Annotated in this window: 21 protein-coding genes; 14 read left to right on the forward strand and 7 right to left on the reverse strand. The window is 47.0% G+C overall.

The features are described from left to right. Positions 1-212: 212 nt before the first annotated feature. Genes ACLJPE_RS09805 through ACLJPE_RS09815 form a run of 3 tightly spaced genes read right to left on the reverse strand, consistent with a single transcriptional unit; the run spans position 213 to position 3,152 of the window. On the reverse strand, positions 213-1,538 hold the full coding sequence (locus tag ACLJPE_RS09805; RefSeq protein ID WP_039514423.1) for a HEPN domain-containing protein: 1,326 nt from the start codon (positions 1,536-1,538) through the stop codon (positions 213-215). A 1-nt stretch (position 1,539) separates the two neighbouring features. Then, positions 1,540-2,577 carry a tyrosine-type recombinase/integrase gene (locus ACLJPE_RS09810; protein WP_039514404.1) on the reverse strand — a complete coding sequence of 346 codons (1,038 nt, stop codon included), beginning with the start codon at positions 2,575-2,577 and terminating at the stop codon, positions 1,540-1,542. Beyond that, positions 2,577-3,152 (reverse strand): phage repressor protein CI, encoded by a 576-nt coding sequence (locus tag ACLJPE_RS09815; RefSeq protein WP_039514402.1) that lies wholly within the window; start codon positions 3,150-3,152, stop codon positions 2,577-2,579. Before ACLJPE_RS09815 ends, ACLJPE_RS09810 begins: the two co-directional genes overlap by 1 nt. Positions 3,153-3,284: 132 nt before the next feature. Between ACLJPE_RS09815 and ACLJPE_RS09820 the strand changes: the two genes are divergently transcribed. The 12 genes from ACLJPE_RS09820 to ACLJPE_RS09875 all read left to right on the forward strand — a co-directional run bounded on the left by ACLJPE_RS09820 (position 3,285) and on the right by ACLJPE_RS09875 (position 10,008). After that, positions 3,285-3,548, forward strand: a complete 264-nt coding sequence (locus tag ACLJPE_RS09820; RefSeq protein ID WP_001630878.1) for a hypothetical protein — start codon at positions 3,285-3,287, stop codon at positions 3,546-3,548. Positions 3,549-3,578: 30 nt separating this feature from the next. After that, the gene (locus ACLJPE_RS09825; RefSeq protein ID WP_020316738.1) at positions 3,579-4,088 is read left to right on the forward strand and encodes a phage regulatory CII family protein; all 510 of its coding nucleotides are present in this window, start codon (positions 3,579-3,581) and stop codon (positions 4,086-4,088) included. Between the two features lie 7 nt (positions 4,089-4,095). Then, complete coding sequence (locus tag ACLJPE_RS09830) at positions 4,096-4,323, forward strand: phage filamentation protein Fil family protein (RefSeq protein ID WP_039514399.1); 228 nt, start codon at positions 4,096-4,098, stop codon at positions 4,321-4,323. Further along, the gene (locus ACLJPE_RS09835) at positions 4,310-4,510 is read left to right on the forward strand and encodes a hypothetical protein (RefSeq protein ID WP_001550179.1); all 201 of its coding nucleotides are present in this window, start codon (positions 4,310-4,312) and stop codon (positions 4,508-4,510) included. The genes ACLJPE_RS09830 and ACLJPE_RS09835 overlap by 14 nt, the downstream gene beginning before the upstream one ends. Positions 4,511-4,576: 66 nt before the next feature. Then, the gene (locus tag ACLJPE_RS09840; protein WP_001550180.1) at positions 4,577-4,810 is read left to right on the forward strand and encodes a DUF2732 family protein; all 234 of its coding nucleotides are present in this window, start codon (positions 4,577-4,579) and stop codon (positions 4,808-4,810) included. Then, the gene (locus ACLJPE_RS09845) at positions 4,810-5,037 is read left to right on the forward strand and encodes a TraR/DksA family transcriptional regulator (RefSeq protein WP_039514397.1); all 228 of its coding nucleotides are present in this window, start codon (positions 4,810-4,812) and stop codon (positions 5,035-5,037) included. The genes ACLJPE_RS09840 and ACLJPE_RS09845 overlap by 1 nt, the downstream gene beginning before the upstream one ends. Next, the gene (locus ACLJPE_RS09850) at positions 5,034-5,342 is read left to right on the forward strand and encodes a DUF3850 domain-containing protein (RefSeq protein WP_077917723.1); all 309 of its coding nucleotides are present in this window, start codon (positions 5,034-5,036) and stop codon (positions 5,340-5,342) included. Before ACLJPE_RS09845 ends, ACLJPE_RS09850 begins: the two co-directional genes overlap by 4 nt. Before the next feature lie 13 nt (positions 5,343-5,355). Continuing rightward, on the forward strand, positions 5,356-7,596 hold the full coding sequence (locus ACLJPE_RS09855; protein WP_039514395.1) for a replication endonuclease: 2,241 nt from the start codon (positions 5,356-5,358) through the stop codon (positions 7,594-7,596). Between the two features lie 116 nt (positions 7,597-7,712). Beyond that, the gene (locus ACLJPE_RS09860; RefSeq protein WP_039514394.1) at positions 7,713-8,153 is read left to right on the forward strand and encodes a DinI family protein; all 441 of its coding nucleotides are present in this window, start codon (positions 7,713-7,715) and stop codon (positions 8,151-8,153) included. A gap of 426 nt (positions 8,154-8,579) precedes the next feature. Beyond that, positions 8,580-8,735: a hypothetical protein gene (locus ACLJPE_RS09865; protein ID WP_165489869.1), complete on the forward strand. Its 156-nt coding sequence runs from the start codon at positions 8,580-8,582 to the stop codon at positions 8,733-8,735. A 36-nt stretch (positions 8,736-8,771) separates the two neighbouring features. After that, positions 8,772-9,080: a helix-turn-helix domain-containing protein gene (locus tag ACLJPE_RS09870; protein ID WP_072035437.1), complete on the forward strand. Its 309-nt coding sequence runs from the start codon at positions 8,772-8,774 to the stop codon at positions 9,078-9,080. Then, a complete protein-coding gene (locus ACLJPE_RS09875) occupies positions 9,058-10,008 on the forward strand; it encodes a reverse transcriptase family protein (RefSeq protein WP_039514390.1) in 951 nt (316 codons plus the stop codon). The genes ACLJPE_RS09870 and ACLJPE_RS09875 overlap by 23 nt, the downstream gene beginning before the upstream one ends. Positions 10,009-10,147: 139 nt before the next feature. On the opposite strand, the gene ACLJPE_RS09880 is transcribed toward ACLJPE_RS09875, so the two are convergent. Then, positions 10,148-10,579 carry a hypothetical protein gene (locus tag ACLJPE_RS09880; protein WP_039514389.1) on the reverse strand — a complete coding sequence of 144 codons (432 nt, stop codon included), beginning with the start codon at positions 10,577-10,579 and terminating at the stop codon, positions 10,148-10,150. Between ACLJPE_RS09880 and ACLJPE_RS09885 the strand changes: the two genes are divergently transcribed. Further along, positions 10,578-10,772 carry a hypothetical protein gene (locus ACLJPE_RS09885; protein WP_039514388.1) on the forward strand — a complete coding sequence of 65 codons (195 nt, stop codon included), beginning with the start codon at positions 10,578-10,580 and terminating at the stop codon, positions 10,770-10,772. The genes ACLJPE_RS09880 and ACLJPE_RS09885 overlap by 2 nt on opposite strands. Positions 10,773-10,802: 30 nt before the next feature. Here ACLJPE_RS09885 and ACLJPE_RS09890 read toward each other — a convergent pair whose 3' ends face one another. The 3 genes from ACLJPE_RS09890 to ACLJPE_RS09900 all read right to left on the reverse strand — a co-directional run bounded on the left by ACLJPE_RS09890 (position 10,803) and on the right by ACLJPE_RS09900 (position 14,098). Then, positions 10,803-11,072 carry a hypothetical protein gene (locus ACLJPE_RS09890; RefSeq protein ID WP_039514386.1) on the reverse strand — a complete coding sequence of 90 codons (270 nt, stop codon included), beginning with the start codon at positions 11,070-11,072 and terminating at the stop codon, positions 10,803-10,805. Positions 11,073-11,291: 219 nt separating this feature from the next. Next, a complete protein-coding gene (locus tag ACLJPE_RS09895) occupies positions 11,292-12,329 on the reverse strand; it encodes a phage portal protein (RefSeq protein WP_039514385.1) in 1,038 nt (345 codons plus the stop codon). Further along, the gene (locus tag ACLJPE_RS09900) at positions 12,329-14,098 is read right to left on the reverse strand and encodes a terminase ATPase subunit family protein (protein ID WP_023252141.1); all 1,770 of its coding nucleotides are present in this window, start codon (positions 14,096-14,098) and stop codon (positions 12,329-12,331) included. The genes ACLJPE_RS09895 and ACLJPE_RS09900 overlap by 1 nt, the downstream gene beginning before the upstream one ends. A gap of 164 nt (positions 14,099-14,262) precedes the next feature. Here ACLJPE_RS09900 and ACLJPE_RS09905 point away from each other — a divergent pair, with 164 nt between their 5' ends. Further along, positions 14,263-15,126 (forward strand): GPO family capsid scaffolding protein, encoded by an 864-nt coding sequence (locus tag ACLJPE_RS09905; RefSeq protein WP_023252142.1) that lies wholly within the window; start codon positions 14,263-14,265, stop codon positions 15,124-15,126. The last annotated feature ends 10 nt before the right edge of the window (positions 15,127-15,136 follow it).

Raw genomic sequence — 15,136 nt, forward strand, 5'->3', positions numbered from 1 at the left:
CTGGACTTGAACCAGCGACCAAGCGATTATGAGTTCCTATCGGAACAATTGAAAATCAATGATTTACTTTATTTATCATTGACATAGATTGCCATTGTTTGCCAATGATTATCCATTATTCACCATTTCTACCGCCACTTTATCGCCATTCAGAAACTAATAATTATCGTTTTTCTTTAAGTATGAGTGAAAGCAACCATCGTCTAGACGTATTATTCTGGTGCTACCTGATTTTGATATTTTTCAATTTTATCTTTATCAATACCTAAATTTGAAAGTAAATGAGAGGTCACGATAATTTTGAGATACATACCGATTTTAATATAATCACCAATAGTTAATGCTTTCATTAGTTTTTTATTGCGATCAACGTGTGCAAGTTCATTTCTAAGCGTGGCAATATTTGCGCCTAATGATTCACTGTTGATTTTTATAAAAAACTGTTCAAGTTTTTGCTTGAGCAATGGAGAGGCATATTCATTGATGGGTTTTATATATTTTTCATTTTTTGAACCTCCCATAGTTAAATTTATTGCTTCTAGTTGGGTTGCAAATAGTATAATATCAGCATGAGCTTCATGTAGTGTTCTGAAACCTGTTTCATATTGATAGGTTGCCGTTAATGATACATATCTATCTGCGAGCTCAAACCATTTACAGAATACCTCTTTAATATTAATGTTTTTCCAGTTAATTGGCAGGAAGCGATGATTTATTTGCTTAAGAGCAAGATCGATCGTTCTTTGCTCGAAGCGGGTTGATAAAAGACAGGGGGTTCTAAAATCACTACCTTCAAATTTGAAGTATAGTTCTTCTGGTAGTACTGGCTTATCAATAAGAATTGAAAGTAACCCTGATACATTCCAACTCATTGATATGAAGTCATTTATTTTTGTTTGATTTTTGGATTCTAATCGATAGTAAAAAGTGAGAGTTTTTCTGATAGAGAAAAAAGCATCGGGATATGATTTTTTAATTTCTTGTAAACTTACGTAAAATTTCTCTAGAGCATGCTTGTTTTGACAGTTTATTATATTTGATAGATTGTCACCAATTGCGTTAAATGTTGCATTGTTAACAAGTCGAAGTTTCCAGTCACTTCCTTCCGCAGTAAAAATTGGTTGTTCTGAAAATTTTAATTGATTGATAAAACCTTGAGGGTGAATGAATTCCTGTAGACCATGTAGAGATAAATCACAATGTTTTATTTTTGTATTTTCATCATAAAATCCACTGAAAAGCATTATAGGAAATCCATGTCGCCCCGTCAGGGTCGTTCCTTTACCAAAATGAAAATTACCATGAGAGAAATTGAATGGACCGATTAAAGTACATAACTCACCTGTGTTTAATACCCCATATAATCTATCACATGTATCGGGACTATCACTATCAGAAATACAATAATCTAAAATCAATCCTTGATATGGCGAGTATTCTATTTGTGCCGAAAATCTGCCTTGATTATTATCAGGAGACTGCCAAAATTCGCCATGGAAGGAATACTCCTTTGTTAGTTCGTATTTTTTCGTTGCCACGTTAGGCTCCATCTTTTTCCAGTGTTGAATTATTGTTTTGATAACGTAGAGGGTTCAGTTTTACAGCATCTTCAAGGTGTTCAGGCGCAAAGTGCGCATAGCGCATAGTCATTTTGATATCTGTATGTCCGAGTACCCGCTGCAAAACCAAAATATTGCCACCATTCATCATAAAGTGGCTGGCGAAGGTGTGGCGCAATACATGCGTAAGTTGTCCGGCAGGCAATTCAATGTTAGTACGTTGTAGTGCCGAACGAAAAGCACCATAGCAATTCTGGAATAAGCTACCATGCTCCTTGTTTTTAGCAGGTAATTCTTCATAAAGTTCTTTGCTGATTGGTACTGTGCGATTCCTTTTACCTTTAGTGTAGTTATAAGTAATTTTATATTTTGATAGCTGTGTTTTCTTGAGTCCTTCGGCCTCAGACCAACGAGCACCAGTCGCAAGACATATTTTCACGATTGATACTAAATCAGGATGTTCGTGTCGTTTGCACTCGTCAAGAAGCGCTGCGATTTCCTCCTTTGTGAGCCAGGCCATTTCCATTTCTTCAGTGCGGAATGGGCGCATATTTTTCAGCGGATTTTCATACTTCCACTCTCCGAGGCGATTTAGCTCATTGAATACCGCTCGAAAGTAGGCCAGCTCAAGGTTAAGCGTGCGAGGCGATACCTCTTTCACTCTGTTTGAACGGGCATACTCACCCTTTAACCGTTTTTCTCGGTAGCGGGAAAACATCTGCGCATCAAAATCGCGTGCGAGTGGTTCTCCCATACACTCAAAAGCATGGTGCATGGCTAACTGGCGTTTCAAGCCGTCTTTCAGCGTAATACCATGAGCGCTATACCATGAATCAACCAGTTCTTTTAACGTGCGCCTGTCTTCCCTTTCTTCCTGCCATGGGTTTTGAACGGTGTACTGTTCAAACGCCAGAGCCTCGCCTTTAGTTGCGAATTTCTTTCTGATACGTTTGCCTTTTGCACCATTTGGGTAGATCTCACAAATCCAGCCGCCAGCCGGATTTTTACGGACAGTCATCAATTAACCTCGCTGTATACACCCACTACACGGCCAATCGTTTTAATCTCATCTATCCCGCACTCAAATGGTACTTTGCCGCCCGCAACGTGTAATTTTTTGCCGGGTAGGAGCGTCAATTCTCTGATGCTGGTAGTCCCCTCAATATCAACCAACCAAAGGCCATCAGAAAGTGAGGCATCTTGTTCTATGAAGTGCAGCTTTCCATCAGCGCGAACAGCAATACCTTTTGACATTTGCTTGCTAAAAAAACTGGCATCAATACTCAATGGTGAATTTTCTGTGAGTTTTCCATCACTCAGAGTGAAGGAGACTATCGTTTTCGGATCCGTTGGAGACGGTTTGCCATCATATTGAGAGCCTTGCCCCGTAAGAAGCCATAGCAGGCTTGCTCCGGTTTCTAGTGCGCACTGTACGGCGAAATCATAAGAAACAGTGCCTCGCGTGTAGCGATTTTGTAGGGAACTGGCGGCAATATTGAAGTGCCGGGCTAGCTGGATTTTTTGAGTAAAACCATATACTTGACAAATCCTATCCAGTAACTCGTCGTTATTCACCTGAGTATCAAGTATCAAAATTTATTCCTTTGGGTATTTACTAATACTCAATTGAGTATTAATATCGTTGGTAATTCGGGCAATCAGTGGCAAAAGTTGGCAAACAGAGGCCATTGATTGCAAACATTGTCAAAATGGGAATCATGCAACATGGCTTCTGAAATCGCAATCATCAAAGTGCCTGCACCTATCGTTACTCTGCAGCAATTCGCAGAGCTTGAGGGTGTTTCTGAACGTACCGCTTATCGCTGGACAACAGGCGACAATCCTTGTGTACCAATCGAACCTCGTACCATCCGTAAAGGTTGCAAGAAAGCAGGTGGTCCGATTCGAATTTATTACGCACGCTGGAAAGAAGAGCAACTGCGTAAGGCGTTAGGTCATTCCCGTTTTCAACTCGTCATCGGTGCTTAATTCACTTTATGTGAATTGTAAGGATGCAACATGTTTGATTTTCAGGTTTCCAAACATCCGCACTATGACGAAGCATGCCGCGCTTTTGCGCAGCGTCACAACATGGCGAAGCTGGCCGAGCGTGCGGGTATGAATGTTCAAACGTTACGTAACAAGCTCAACCCGGAACAGCCTCACCAGTTCACGCCGCCTGAATTGTGGCTGCTGACAGACCTGACCGAAGACTCAACACTTGTTGATGGTTTTCTGGCGCAGATTCACTGCCTGCCATGCGTGCCGGTTAATGAGCTGGCTAAAGACAAATTGCAGTCTTATGTCATGCGCGCAATGCGTGAACTCGGCGAACTGGCGAGTGGGGCGGTATCTGATGAACGTCTAACCTCTGCCCGTAAACACAACATGATTGAAAGCGTTAATGCTGGCATTCGCATGTTGTCATTGTCGGCACTGGCGCTGCATGCGCGTCTGCAGACTAATCCCGCTATGTCGAGCGTGGTCGATACCATGAGCGGTATCGGCGCATCATTCGGGCTGATTTGAGGTGCGTATGCTGAAAAGTGAACCATCATTTGCGTCTTTGCTCGTTAAGCAAAGCCCCGGCATGCACTACGGTCACGGCTGGGTCGCAGGTAAGGACGGCAAGCGCTGGCACCCGTGCCGCTCACAGTCCGAATTATTAAAAGGGCTGAAAACAAAGTCGCCGAAATCGTCAGGTTTTTTAATTATTCGTATTGTCCACTTTGTAATTAAAGGAGTGAAACATGTCACGCGATGAATTAAGAATTGTTTTGGGTGCCATGATTCCAAATATGGAGGAAGGTTTTGAAATTAAAACCCGCGATGGCGCAATACTTCGCGTTGACCCTGAGTGGGAGTGCTGCAAAGAATTTAAGGATGGATTAAAAGCCGAAATCATCAAGCAGTTAAAAAGTAAGCCTGCTGTTGTATTTGGATATAGTTAATTAATTAAACGTAATTACTTGGCGTAAACCCGCCGGGCATTCTTTTGCCAAAAATAAGGAGGATATATGAGTCGAACTATTTATTTATCAACGCCGAGTAGTGCTGGCGACCACGTGCTGGAGTCTTTGTTTAAAGAAGCCAAAAAAGAAGAGCGCAAAGACCGCGCTCTCGCCGTTTCAATCCGTCTCGAAGCTCTGGCCGTTCACATTACCAATTCAGATATGACCGGTAAAGAAGCGGCCGAACTACTGCGCCGTGAAGCAGCCCGCTTTGAGAACGAATCACAGGAGCTGCACTAATGGCCGACGCAATGGATTTAGCACAACAGCGTGAGCAGGAAGACCGCGAACGGCATATCCGTAACGCGCGCAATAAAAAAACGGGTATTTCTCGGCTTCACTGCATTGATTGCGATCTGCCAATCCCGTCAGCCCGTCGCCGCGCAATTCTAGGTGTACAGTGCTGCGTCACATGTCAAGAGATTGCAGAACTGAAAGGCAAACATTACATCGGAGGCTCAGTATGAGAACTATTCATTGTTTAAAGATAACTACTGAACATTTCGAAGCAGTATGCGATGGAACAAAAAAAGCAGAACTGCGAGTAGATGACCGTAATTTCCGTTGTGGTGATTACCTTTTATTGAATGAGTTTCGTAATGAATGCACCTCAAATGTAGTGCTGGTCGAAATAACTCATATTTTACCAGTAAGAGATTACATTCAATCTGGAACTAATTTGGTAATTCTTTCAATCTCTCTCTTCCCTAATGAATATGCTATTGAAATTCTTGCAGCAAAGCTGAGGGAGCTATTATGTGCATCATACTGACACGGAAGAATAAATGACGGGTGTAGTTTACGCGTTTCCGTGGAATGCCCCACGGTCGGCAATAGCCAGCCCATATCTTACCTATGACCAACAGTATCGCCGCGACCGTATGTTCGCGGCTTTGCTGCATGCGAGAAAGGTGCTTTCTCTCCAGCCCGAGTGCGTGCGTTTTGATGTTTATCGAACCGCTGCGGTGCTGGAACAAAATCAGGGGAGTCAACGAGCCAATGCTTTTTTAATCAGCTTCTGCAAAAAGGCATTGCCGCGTCTTGAACTGGTCGCAAAAAAATACGAGTGCGCGGGTATTAACAGCAATGTATCAGGCGCTGTTTTCGATGGTCATTTTGATACCCAGCTTATGCAATATCTGGCGTCACGCATGGTCAATATGGTCGCCAGATTTAACCGCCTCCCGGATATGTCGCGCGCCGACATTGACCTGCTGGCCGCTGATATCGCCAATTTTATTCGCGCTGAACTGGCTGACATTGATGACGCAGGATTTAGCGAGCTCAAAACGCTTTACACCTGGTACATGCGCGCCGGTTTTATTTCCCTGCAATTCAACGTTACACCGCCGAAATGGGAGCGTGTGACTAAAAAATATTTTGGCGAGGATGAAATCGCACCGGCAGTAATGCGCATGTTTAATGAGGTTTGGTGGCGCGGCCGTTTACGTCGTATTGCGTCTGCATGGCGCGAACATCTGCAAATTGCTGTTGGCAACGTCAGTAAGAAAAAGCATGCCTACGCGAGTAAAAGCTGCGTGACTGACTGGCGCGAGCAGAAGCGCCGCACACGCGAATTTCTCAAGGGACTGGATCTCGAAGACGAATACGGTAATCGCATCAGCCTAATTGAAAAATTCGACGGTTCGGTCGCTAATCCAGAAATACGCCGCTGCGAGCTGATGGCTCGTATCCGTGGGTTTGAAAATATCTGTAATGAGCTCGGTTATGTCGGGGAGTTTTATACTCTGACTGCACCGTCTAAATATCACGCTACCACCAAAGCTGGCTACCGTAACAGCAAATGGAACGGAGCAAGCCCGTCAGACACGCAGAGCTATCTCACCGGTCTTTGGGCTCGTATTCGCGCCAAGCTACACAGGGAAGAAATCCGCATTTTTGGCATACGTGTTGCCGAGCCTCATCACGACGGAACGCCGCATTGGCACATGCTGATGTTCATGTTGCCGGAAGACGTCGAGCGTGTGCGCCTCATCATCCGTGATTATGCGTGGGAGGAAGACCGCCATGAACTGAGAAGCGACAAAGCCAAAAAGGCGCGTTTTCATGCCGAAGCCATTGACCCGGAAAAGGGCAGCGCTACTGGCTATGTCGCTAAATACATTTCCAAAAATATCGACGGATATGCTCTCGATGGCGAAACCGACGATGAAAGTGGTGAGTTATTAAAAGAGTCTGCTCCAGCTGTTTCTGCATGGGCGGCGCGCTGGCACATCCGTCAGTTTCAGTTTATTGGCGGTGCGCCGGTGACGGTATACAGGGAACTACGCAGAATGGCTGACCCTGAAACAGCCAGGGCGCTTAGTGTTGAATTCGCCGCAGTGCATGATGCAGCCCACTATGGCCGCTGGGCTGATTATGTGAATGCTCAAGGCGGACCATTCGTTCGCCGTGACGATTTACAAGTACGTACATTGTATGAGCCTCGAACTGAATTTAATCAGTACGGCGAAGAAACTGTGTGTATCAAAGGCGTCTACGATGCCTCGATAGGTGCTGGCTCTCCTATTCTAACCCGGCTCACTCAGTGGAAGATTGTTCCAAAACGTGCCGTTGATTTGGCCGTTGACGTTAAGGGCGCTCCTGCGCCCTCTCGGAGTTCTGTCAATAACTGTACGGGAAGCGAATACGATCCACCGATACTGGATTTAACAAAACCTTTGAGTCGGCGTGAAAGACGAGAGCTGACCAACCGACTTAGGAAGCAAAAGCCAGCAATACGGCGAAAATTCATCCACGGAACGGGTGAGCAAAACGCAGCTATAGCGAAAACTATCGATGAGATACATCTGACAACCGGCATCACAATCAGCCGGGGCGAAGCCCTTCACCTGATGTCTGGTGGTAAAAGTTGCTTTGATGGCAAATGGCTACGCGGAACGGCCAAAGGAGAAATATTTACCGCAGCGCCATCACATCAGGTGATAGCTAAGGAGTATCGGACCAAAGCTATAGAGATCCTCAATCGTGTTGCGGTTTTAGCGGAGCTAACAAAGGAAATTTAAGCGTTAATACTCATCCATATCATGTACATACAGTGTATTTGCGGCTTTTTTTTCTTCACATTTTTTATCAATACGTGATACTGTATGTTTATACAGTATCTCGTGGTGGAGGTTGTGTGGATAGAGAGCTAAGTCAGCACGTTATGATTGAGCGGGTCGAAATGATTGCTCGTCTGACGGCTGAAGGGACTTGTCAGGAAAGAGACCGTGAAATCGCATTGAATTTAATTGCGGAGATAGCAAGAGGCAACTTAATGAAAAACAATAATTTTTCTGTTGTTTTTTCCGCGCCGCCAGTTGATGAAACCTTTGCGAAGGAGGGCAAAGTGAGAGTAAATATCACATTAGATAAAGACCAAATAATCGGCCAACCGGTGATTGATGCTTTTCAGAGTGAATTGACCAAGCGAATACAGTCAGTTTTTCCTTCAACTCGCGTTAATGTCAAGAAAGGTTCTATGACTGGTGTTGAGTTGATGGGGTTCGATAAGGATTCAGACCGCGAAGCGCTGGACGCTATTCTTCAGGAAGTTTGGGAAGATGAGAGCTGGCGTTAATGCAATGCGTCCATCGCATTTTTACTCAGTGAATTTAATTAAACTTAATTATTATAAATGACTATAAAAATTATTTTTTTATGTAAAAATGTTATAACTCGTGCTCTTAAGCGGAGCGGATAACTTGATATGATGTTTCTATTGGTTAGTTAGTGAGATATAACGCCATCAATTGGGCATTTATGTCCGTGGAAAGCTTACGCTTTCTAACATTTACCCCGCGCAACGCCTCAGGGCCTCGCAGCGACACAGCTCGTAAGAGTCATCGCTGGCTCAGATGGTATGGCGTATGGGTATTCGAACCCTTTGGGCGACCAAGGGTTCGTGGAGCAGGGGGCTAGTGCTGTTCAATCTCATCCTTATGAGGGCGAACCATGGTGCTGGAGCAAACATACGTTTGCACACCATGGGCATAAGGAGAAAATCATGAAAAATGATAAATTAACCAACGAACAGCAGGCGCAGAGCAAGTCAAACCGGAAGAAGTGGATCGCTTTTGCTTGGGAGGCGATTAAGTGGGGTATCCGACTACTTGATCTAATCACTCGATTAGTTGATCGCTTTGAAGGGGGAGATGAGTAATGCGTCCTCCCTAGTTTCAATAATGTGGAGTTGCCAATGTTACATAAAGCCCTTCGTTTGATAAGGCAATACCATAAAGAGTCATTAGTTGATTTATCAGCATCTTTAGGTATTCCAAAAGATAGAATAGTAGATCTAGAAAGCGGGGTTTGGTCTCCGTCGATTGAAATCTTACAGCGTTATGCATCCCATTTCGACATACCAGTATCCTCTTTAGTATTTTTTTCAGAATCCTTAGGCACTCAAGGGCGTCTGTCTAAACGATTACGTTTGAATTTAGCTGGTAAAGTTCTGGATATCGTAGAGTGGGTAAGTAATAAAAATGAAAAAACGGAAAAAGCTTAAGATCTCCACTAAAAACAAGTCTTATGGCGTAATGGATTCGCCATTTTATAAACTCAAAAGCAAAAAGAAGCTTGCAGGACTTCTTTGTATTAGTGTTAATGATTTATCTATTTTGAAAAATGATGAAGGTAATTACTCCGTTTTCGATCAACTGTCTAAAAAAGGCAAATCACGGAAAATACAAAAGCCTTTAGATAAATTAGATGTAGTACATACGAGAATTGCAAGTTTATTGTCACGTATTGCTTTACCAGAATATCTGCATTCGGGGAAGAAGAGGTGCTCTAATGTGACGAATGCTAAAGCTCATCTTAACCATGAAAAGATGATGACAACTGATATTAAGGCATTTTTCCCTTCAACAACTAGGATAATGATATTTTCATTTTTCTTTTCAGTGATGAAAACGTCATCTGACGTTGCTGATATTTTGTCGCACATATGCACCTGTCATGACCGGTTGCCAACAGGAAGTCGGATCAGTATGCCTTTGGCCTACTTTGCAAACTCTAGAATGTTTGGTGAGATGTATGAACTTTGCCAAAAGTTAAAGGTTAAAATGACTGTGTATGTTGATGATCTTACGTTCTCGGGTGCTAACGTAAATCGATTATTCTGCGCTGTAATTCGTAAGGTTATCAGCAAACATGGGCATATCATGCATCCAACTAAAACGAAATTATATGCTAAGGACCAACCTAAGTTGGTTACAGGTATTATTGTATTAGGTGATGTTTTAAAGGTTAGAAATGAGCAACATCGATTAATGGCAAGGGATATTGAATACTGGAAAATAATCAAAGATGCGGAAAATGCGAAAGAAACATCTATTGCGAAAACACTCTTTGGTCGTTTGCATTCAATGGGTGTCATTGAACAACGCTATAAATCAAAAGTACTCACTTTAAAAGTGAATACTGCAAGTTAAAATTTTGAATGCAGTGCTTGTATATCTTTTAACGCGAGTATGATTTAAGTTCAGTAGAGATAACTAATTACAATAACGTCGCCAGCACCGAAACTTGCTTTCAGTGCTGGCGGGGTTGAACAACTCGCCCCGCGAGGCGTTAGCCGGTTACCAGATTGACACCCAGAGTTAGCAGGTTTGTTACCGCACCGGCAATGACACCCGGTGTCCCGTCTTTCACCGCACTGATAATTTTATCGCCCATTGTTTCAGTACCACCGAGTGCCTCGGGTTTTTTATTGAGTACCGCGAGCGCTTTCTCGGTCAGCCGCACATCACGAAAGTAGGTCTGATGGTCTGTTTCATACTGAATGTAGCCATTTTCTTTTAGAAAAGTGAATGTGCCCTCAACCACACTACGCAATTGATTTAATGCTTTCATTTCCGGTGAGTTAAGTTGGTCAAAGTAGTCATCAGGTAGCGCGGCGTTAAATTTTTCATAGGTAATGACCTGTTGTACCGGGAAGTTATCCCACAGTACCGCAAAGATTTCAGCCGTCTGCTGGTTAAATAATTCGAGGTTTTTAGACATGCATAATTCCCTTTTATCAGTTAAAGACCCGTTTGCCGACTGGGCAAAGAAGCTCACTGTAATGGCCTCAAATAACGACCTGAGTTCTCGTGAGGTGGAAAGCTACACCGCAAAAATGGTCGAGCAAGCCAGTAAAGATGAGCTCACAGTCGTTATCAAACACCTTTTAAATCACATCAGAATGCACAAATAAAAGGATCTTTATCAATATGTTATCTCTCGTTTATGAAAATCCGTGGACGACGGTTTTTTTGTTGATTGTTGCCAGTTGTTGCCTTAACAGTATTATTGGCGCATTGCGCGGCCAGTAACCGCAATAAACACGACTCAAACCGGCACCCTGAATGCCGGTTTTTTTATGCGTTTTTTCCGTATTTTCTGCCATTTTTAGCTCCGCATGCATTACTGCATCGAATCGCATGCGTTTTCCTCCCTCGTCACGTGTGAGCGCCGCCAGTGCTGGCGCGCCTCCGGCGTGTTCGTGCACCTGCATTAAAACCGACCCATAAAGCGGGCAGGCGTGGCGGGGAAAGCATTGCGCGCTGAGGCGGGTATTTATTTTATTTTTTCAGCGCCTGAGCGCGTCCCTGTGGCGTTGTCGTGGTCGTGGGTGAATAACGAGGTGAAGCGAAGCGGCGACGGCGTGTCGTGGCGCTGAGGGCGTTGTGTGCGGTGGGGGTAAAGCCGCCACGACGGGCGGCTGTGGGTGGGGTTACTCGTCGTCGCCGAGACTGTATTTTTCGAAGCGGATAATTTCTTCACCCGCCCATTCGTTCAACTCCATAAACCGCGCCTGTAGCGGGGTCAGCTCGTTACGCACAAAGACCTTTGCCACCTTCTCAACGTCACCCACTGAGCCGACGTTCTCGGGCTTACCGCCCATAAGCTGGAATGGAATGCGGTGCGCGTCGAGCAGGTCAGCGGCGCTGACTTTCTTGATATTAAAAAAATCATCCTTCGTGGCGACTTCGCTCAGTGGCACAATTTTAATCCCGTCTGCTTTACCATTCGGCGCGTAAAAAAACAGGTTCTTAAAATTGCCGAGTCCTTTCGAGTCGCGCATCGCCTTTCGCAGTGCCTCGACGTCGGTGCTGCTTTGCGCGGCGTCGGTCACATACATGATGTAACCCGCATGCGCGCCGTTCTGATAATACTTGCGACGGAACAGGGTCGCCGATTCATTCAGCCAGGCTGAATTGAGTGCGCTCAGGTATTCCGGCATCCCGTAAAGCTCCTGATTAATATCGGGCTCGAGCAGGTGGAAGACGGAGCCGGGCGCGAACTGGTGCGGCTGTGTGTAGCTCTGAATGTACCAGTACACGTCATCCTCGATGCCACGGCGGGTGTATTTCGCCGGTGAGGTTTCCAGTTTTAACGGCTTGCCGGTCAGGCTGCGACGCTCTTCGATAAACGCATTACCAAACACCAGATAGTCGAGCGCAAATCGGGTGAAGTCCTGACGGGATAACAGCGGGTGCGGGATGTAGGTCGACACCAGAATATTACGCTTCACATAAATCGGCGAGCTGTGATGCACGGCGGCGCGCATGCTCTTCGCCAGCCCGGAAAAGCTCACCGGCGGCTCGTACCACTGGCCGTTATCGATACACTCGACATAATCGAGAATATCGCGGCGGTCGAGTACCGGCGTCGGCTCACCAAAAGTGAATGCTTCCATGCTCTGTGCCGGTGCGGCTGTGTGGTTTTGGGGGCGCGGCGGCTGCTGGCGCTTGTTGCGTTTCTTGCTCATTAGTTCCACTCCATGATGCTGGATGACTGCTCACCGGTCGCGGCGGTCAGCGGCTCATTAATTAATACGTGCATGGTTGCCCAGGCGAGATCGGCGTGACTGGCTTCCTCGGTGCGGCTGGCCTCATAGGTCGAGCTGCGACCACTGCTGGTCATGGTTTTGCGGATAGACATAAACGACTGCGTGATATCGGTCGCGCTGACGTCGTACTCGAGGCAACCGCGGCGAATGGTGTCTTTTGCTTTCAGCACCATTGCGGTTTTCATTTCCGGCGTGTAGCGGATTTCACGTGCAGCCGGGTAGAAAGACCGCACGAGCTGGAAAACGCCCTGACCGAGCCCGGTAGCATCGATGCCGATATATTCCACGGTGTATTTCTGCGTGAGCTCGCGAATGGATTCGGCCTGTTGGGCGAAGTCCATCCCTTTCCACTGGTGGCGCTCGAGGATGCGGAATTTGCCACCGGCAACGACCGGAGGCGCAATAACGACGCACCCGGCGCTGTCGCCACGTAATGACGGGTCGTAGCCAATCCACACCGGGCGGTGACCGAATGGCCGGTCGGCAAATGGCGCGTAGTCCTCCCATTTTTCGAGGCTGTCGACCATGCAGCGTTGCAGCTCTTCGAACGGGAATACCGACGCTTTATCGTCGACGAACTCGCACATAAACAGGTTGCGGAACTCATCGACACTGTTCTCGCGCTTCAGCGTATCGATGTTGAACAGGGTGCACCCTTTGGCGAGTGCGTCCTCGATGGTGACAATCTGTCGCCACTGACCGTCAGGACAGGCGACGCCCTTCGCGAGTGCGGCGTGACTGATATCGATATCGACGCGCTCGCTCTTGTCTGAGCGTCCCTTGTTGAACAGCTCACCCGACCAGAACGGGTAAGCACCGTGTGCCAGCGATGAGGGGGTCGAGAAATAGGTCGTGCGTAAATGCTCCTGTGAAGACATGCCCCCGGCGACGCGCTTCAGTTTCTGGAAGTTGGGGATCCAGAAAATTTCGTCGACATACAGGTCGCCGTTGTGACTCTGTGCCGTGTTGGCATTGGTACCGAGAAACATCAGCTCCGCGCCATTGTTGCCGAGCACAATCGGGTCGCCGGTAAGCTCGACGCCAGCCTGTCGGGCAAAGGCGATAATGTATTTACGGAATACATAGGCTTGCGTCTTACTGGCCGACAAAAATATCTGGTTGTGGCCGGTCTTCAGCGCCTGTAACAGTGCCTCACGTGCAAAATAGAACGTCGCGCCAATCTGTCGCGATTTCAGGATGTGCCTGATGCGGTGCGCCAGCCCGGCGCGCCACCATTCGAGTTGATAGTCGAAAGACTGCTCAAGGAAAATCTCTTCGAGTTTCTCGATAGCCTCTTCGCTGAAAAAGTTCTTTTTCCGCTTCTTCTTTTCCCCTTTGTTGCGGTTGGCTACGTTCGGGTTTAAATCCGCTTCGTTGCCGGTCTGGCCGTAGCGGTTAACCCGCGCGAGGCGCTCCATCTGGCGCGCCAGAAAATCCGCGACCTTAAAGTCGTGAGCCGTCAGGTCAGGCTTTGCATAGAGCTGAATCAGCCGCGCCTCGAGCGTGAACTCGACCCGGTTTAACGGGGCGGTTTCTTCCCATTTATCGCGCTGTTTCCAGCTCTGCACCGTGGGACGCTTGACCTGTAACTGCTCCGCGATTTGTGGCACGGAATAGCCCTGCCAGAACAAAAGCGCGGCCTGTCGTCGCGGGTCGCTGAGTAGTGATGTGTCGTTGGTAGTGGTCATAAAACCTCACTGTGATGAGTACACGGCAAGGCTAAAGATTCAGGGGGGATGAATCGCTAACCCCATGTTGTGTCAGGGGTTGCACTTCTGTAACCGGTGGCTGGCGAGGGAGGGAGTCGGGAAACTACATCCGACCCGATAACCCAACTCAGGACACCTGACTCATGGCTAAAAAAGTTTCGAAATGGTTTCGCATCGGCGTCGAGGGTGACACCTGCGACGGTCGCGTCATCAGTGCGACTGATATTCAGGAGATGGCTGATTCGTATGACCCGCGCGTCTACGGTTGCCGTATTAACCTCGAGCACCTGCGCGGCCTGTTGCCTGACAGCGTATTTAAACGCTATGGCGATGTGGCTGAGCTGAAAGCCGAAGTTATTGACGATGATTCAGCGCTCAATGGCAAGCTGGCATTGTTTGCCAAAATCACGCCGACCGATGACCTCGTCGCGATGAATAAGGCAGGCCAAAAAGTCTATACCTCAATGGAAATTCAACCGAACTTTGCCAACAGCGGAAAATGCTATCTGGTTGGTCTGGCCGTCACTGACGACCCGGCAAGCCTCGGTACTGAATATCTTGAGTTTTGCCGTACCGCGAAACACAACCCACTCAACCGATTTAAAGCCAGCCCTGAGAATTTCTTCTCAGTGGCAACCCTTGCCGAGCTGGAATTCGAAGACCTGCCCGACACCCTGCTGACCAAACTCAGCGACACCGTGAAAGGCATCTTCAGCCGTAAACAGACTGACGACGATGCGCGTTTCAGTGATGTACATGAAGCCGTGACCGCCATCGCCGAGCGGGTGCAGACCGGCGGCGAAAGCGCCGAGGTGCGTTTCAGTGCCATTGAAACCGAGCTTGCCGACGTCAAAAAAGCGCTGGCCGAACAGGCCGACGCCACCTCGCAGCAATTCAGCACCCTGACCACCACGCTGGAAAACACCGAAAGCAAATCACAGGCGCGCCGCAAGTTAAGCACCGGTGGTGACGGTGATTCAGCGGGCTCCTCGCTGACTGACTGCTAACCCCTGATAA

This window comes from Salmonella sp. SAL04196 (assembly GCF_046550835.1).
Lineage (GTDB): Bacteria > Pseudomonadota > Gammaproteobacteria > Enterobacterales > Enterobacteriaceae > Salmonella > Salmonella enterica.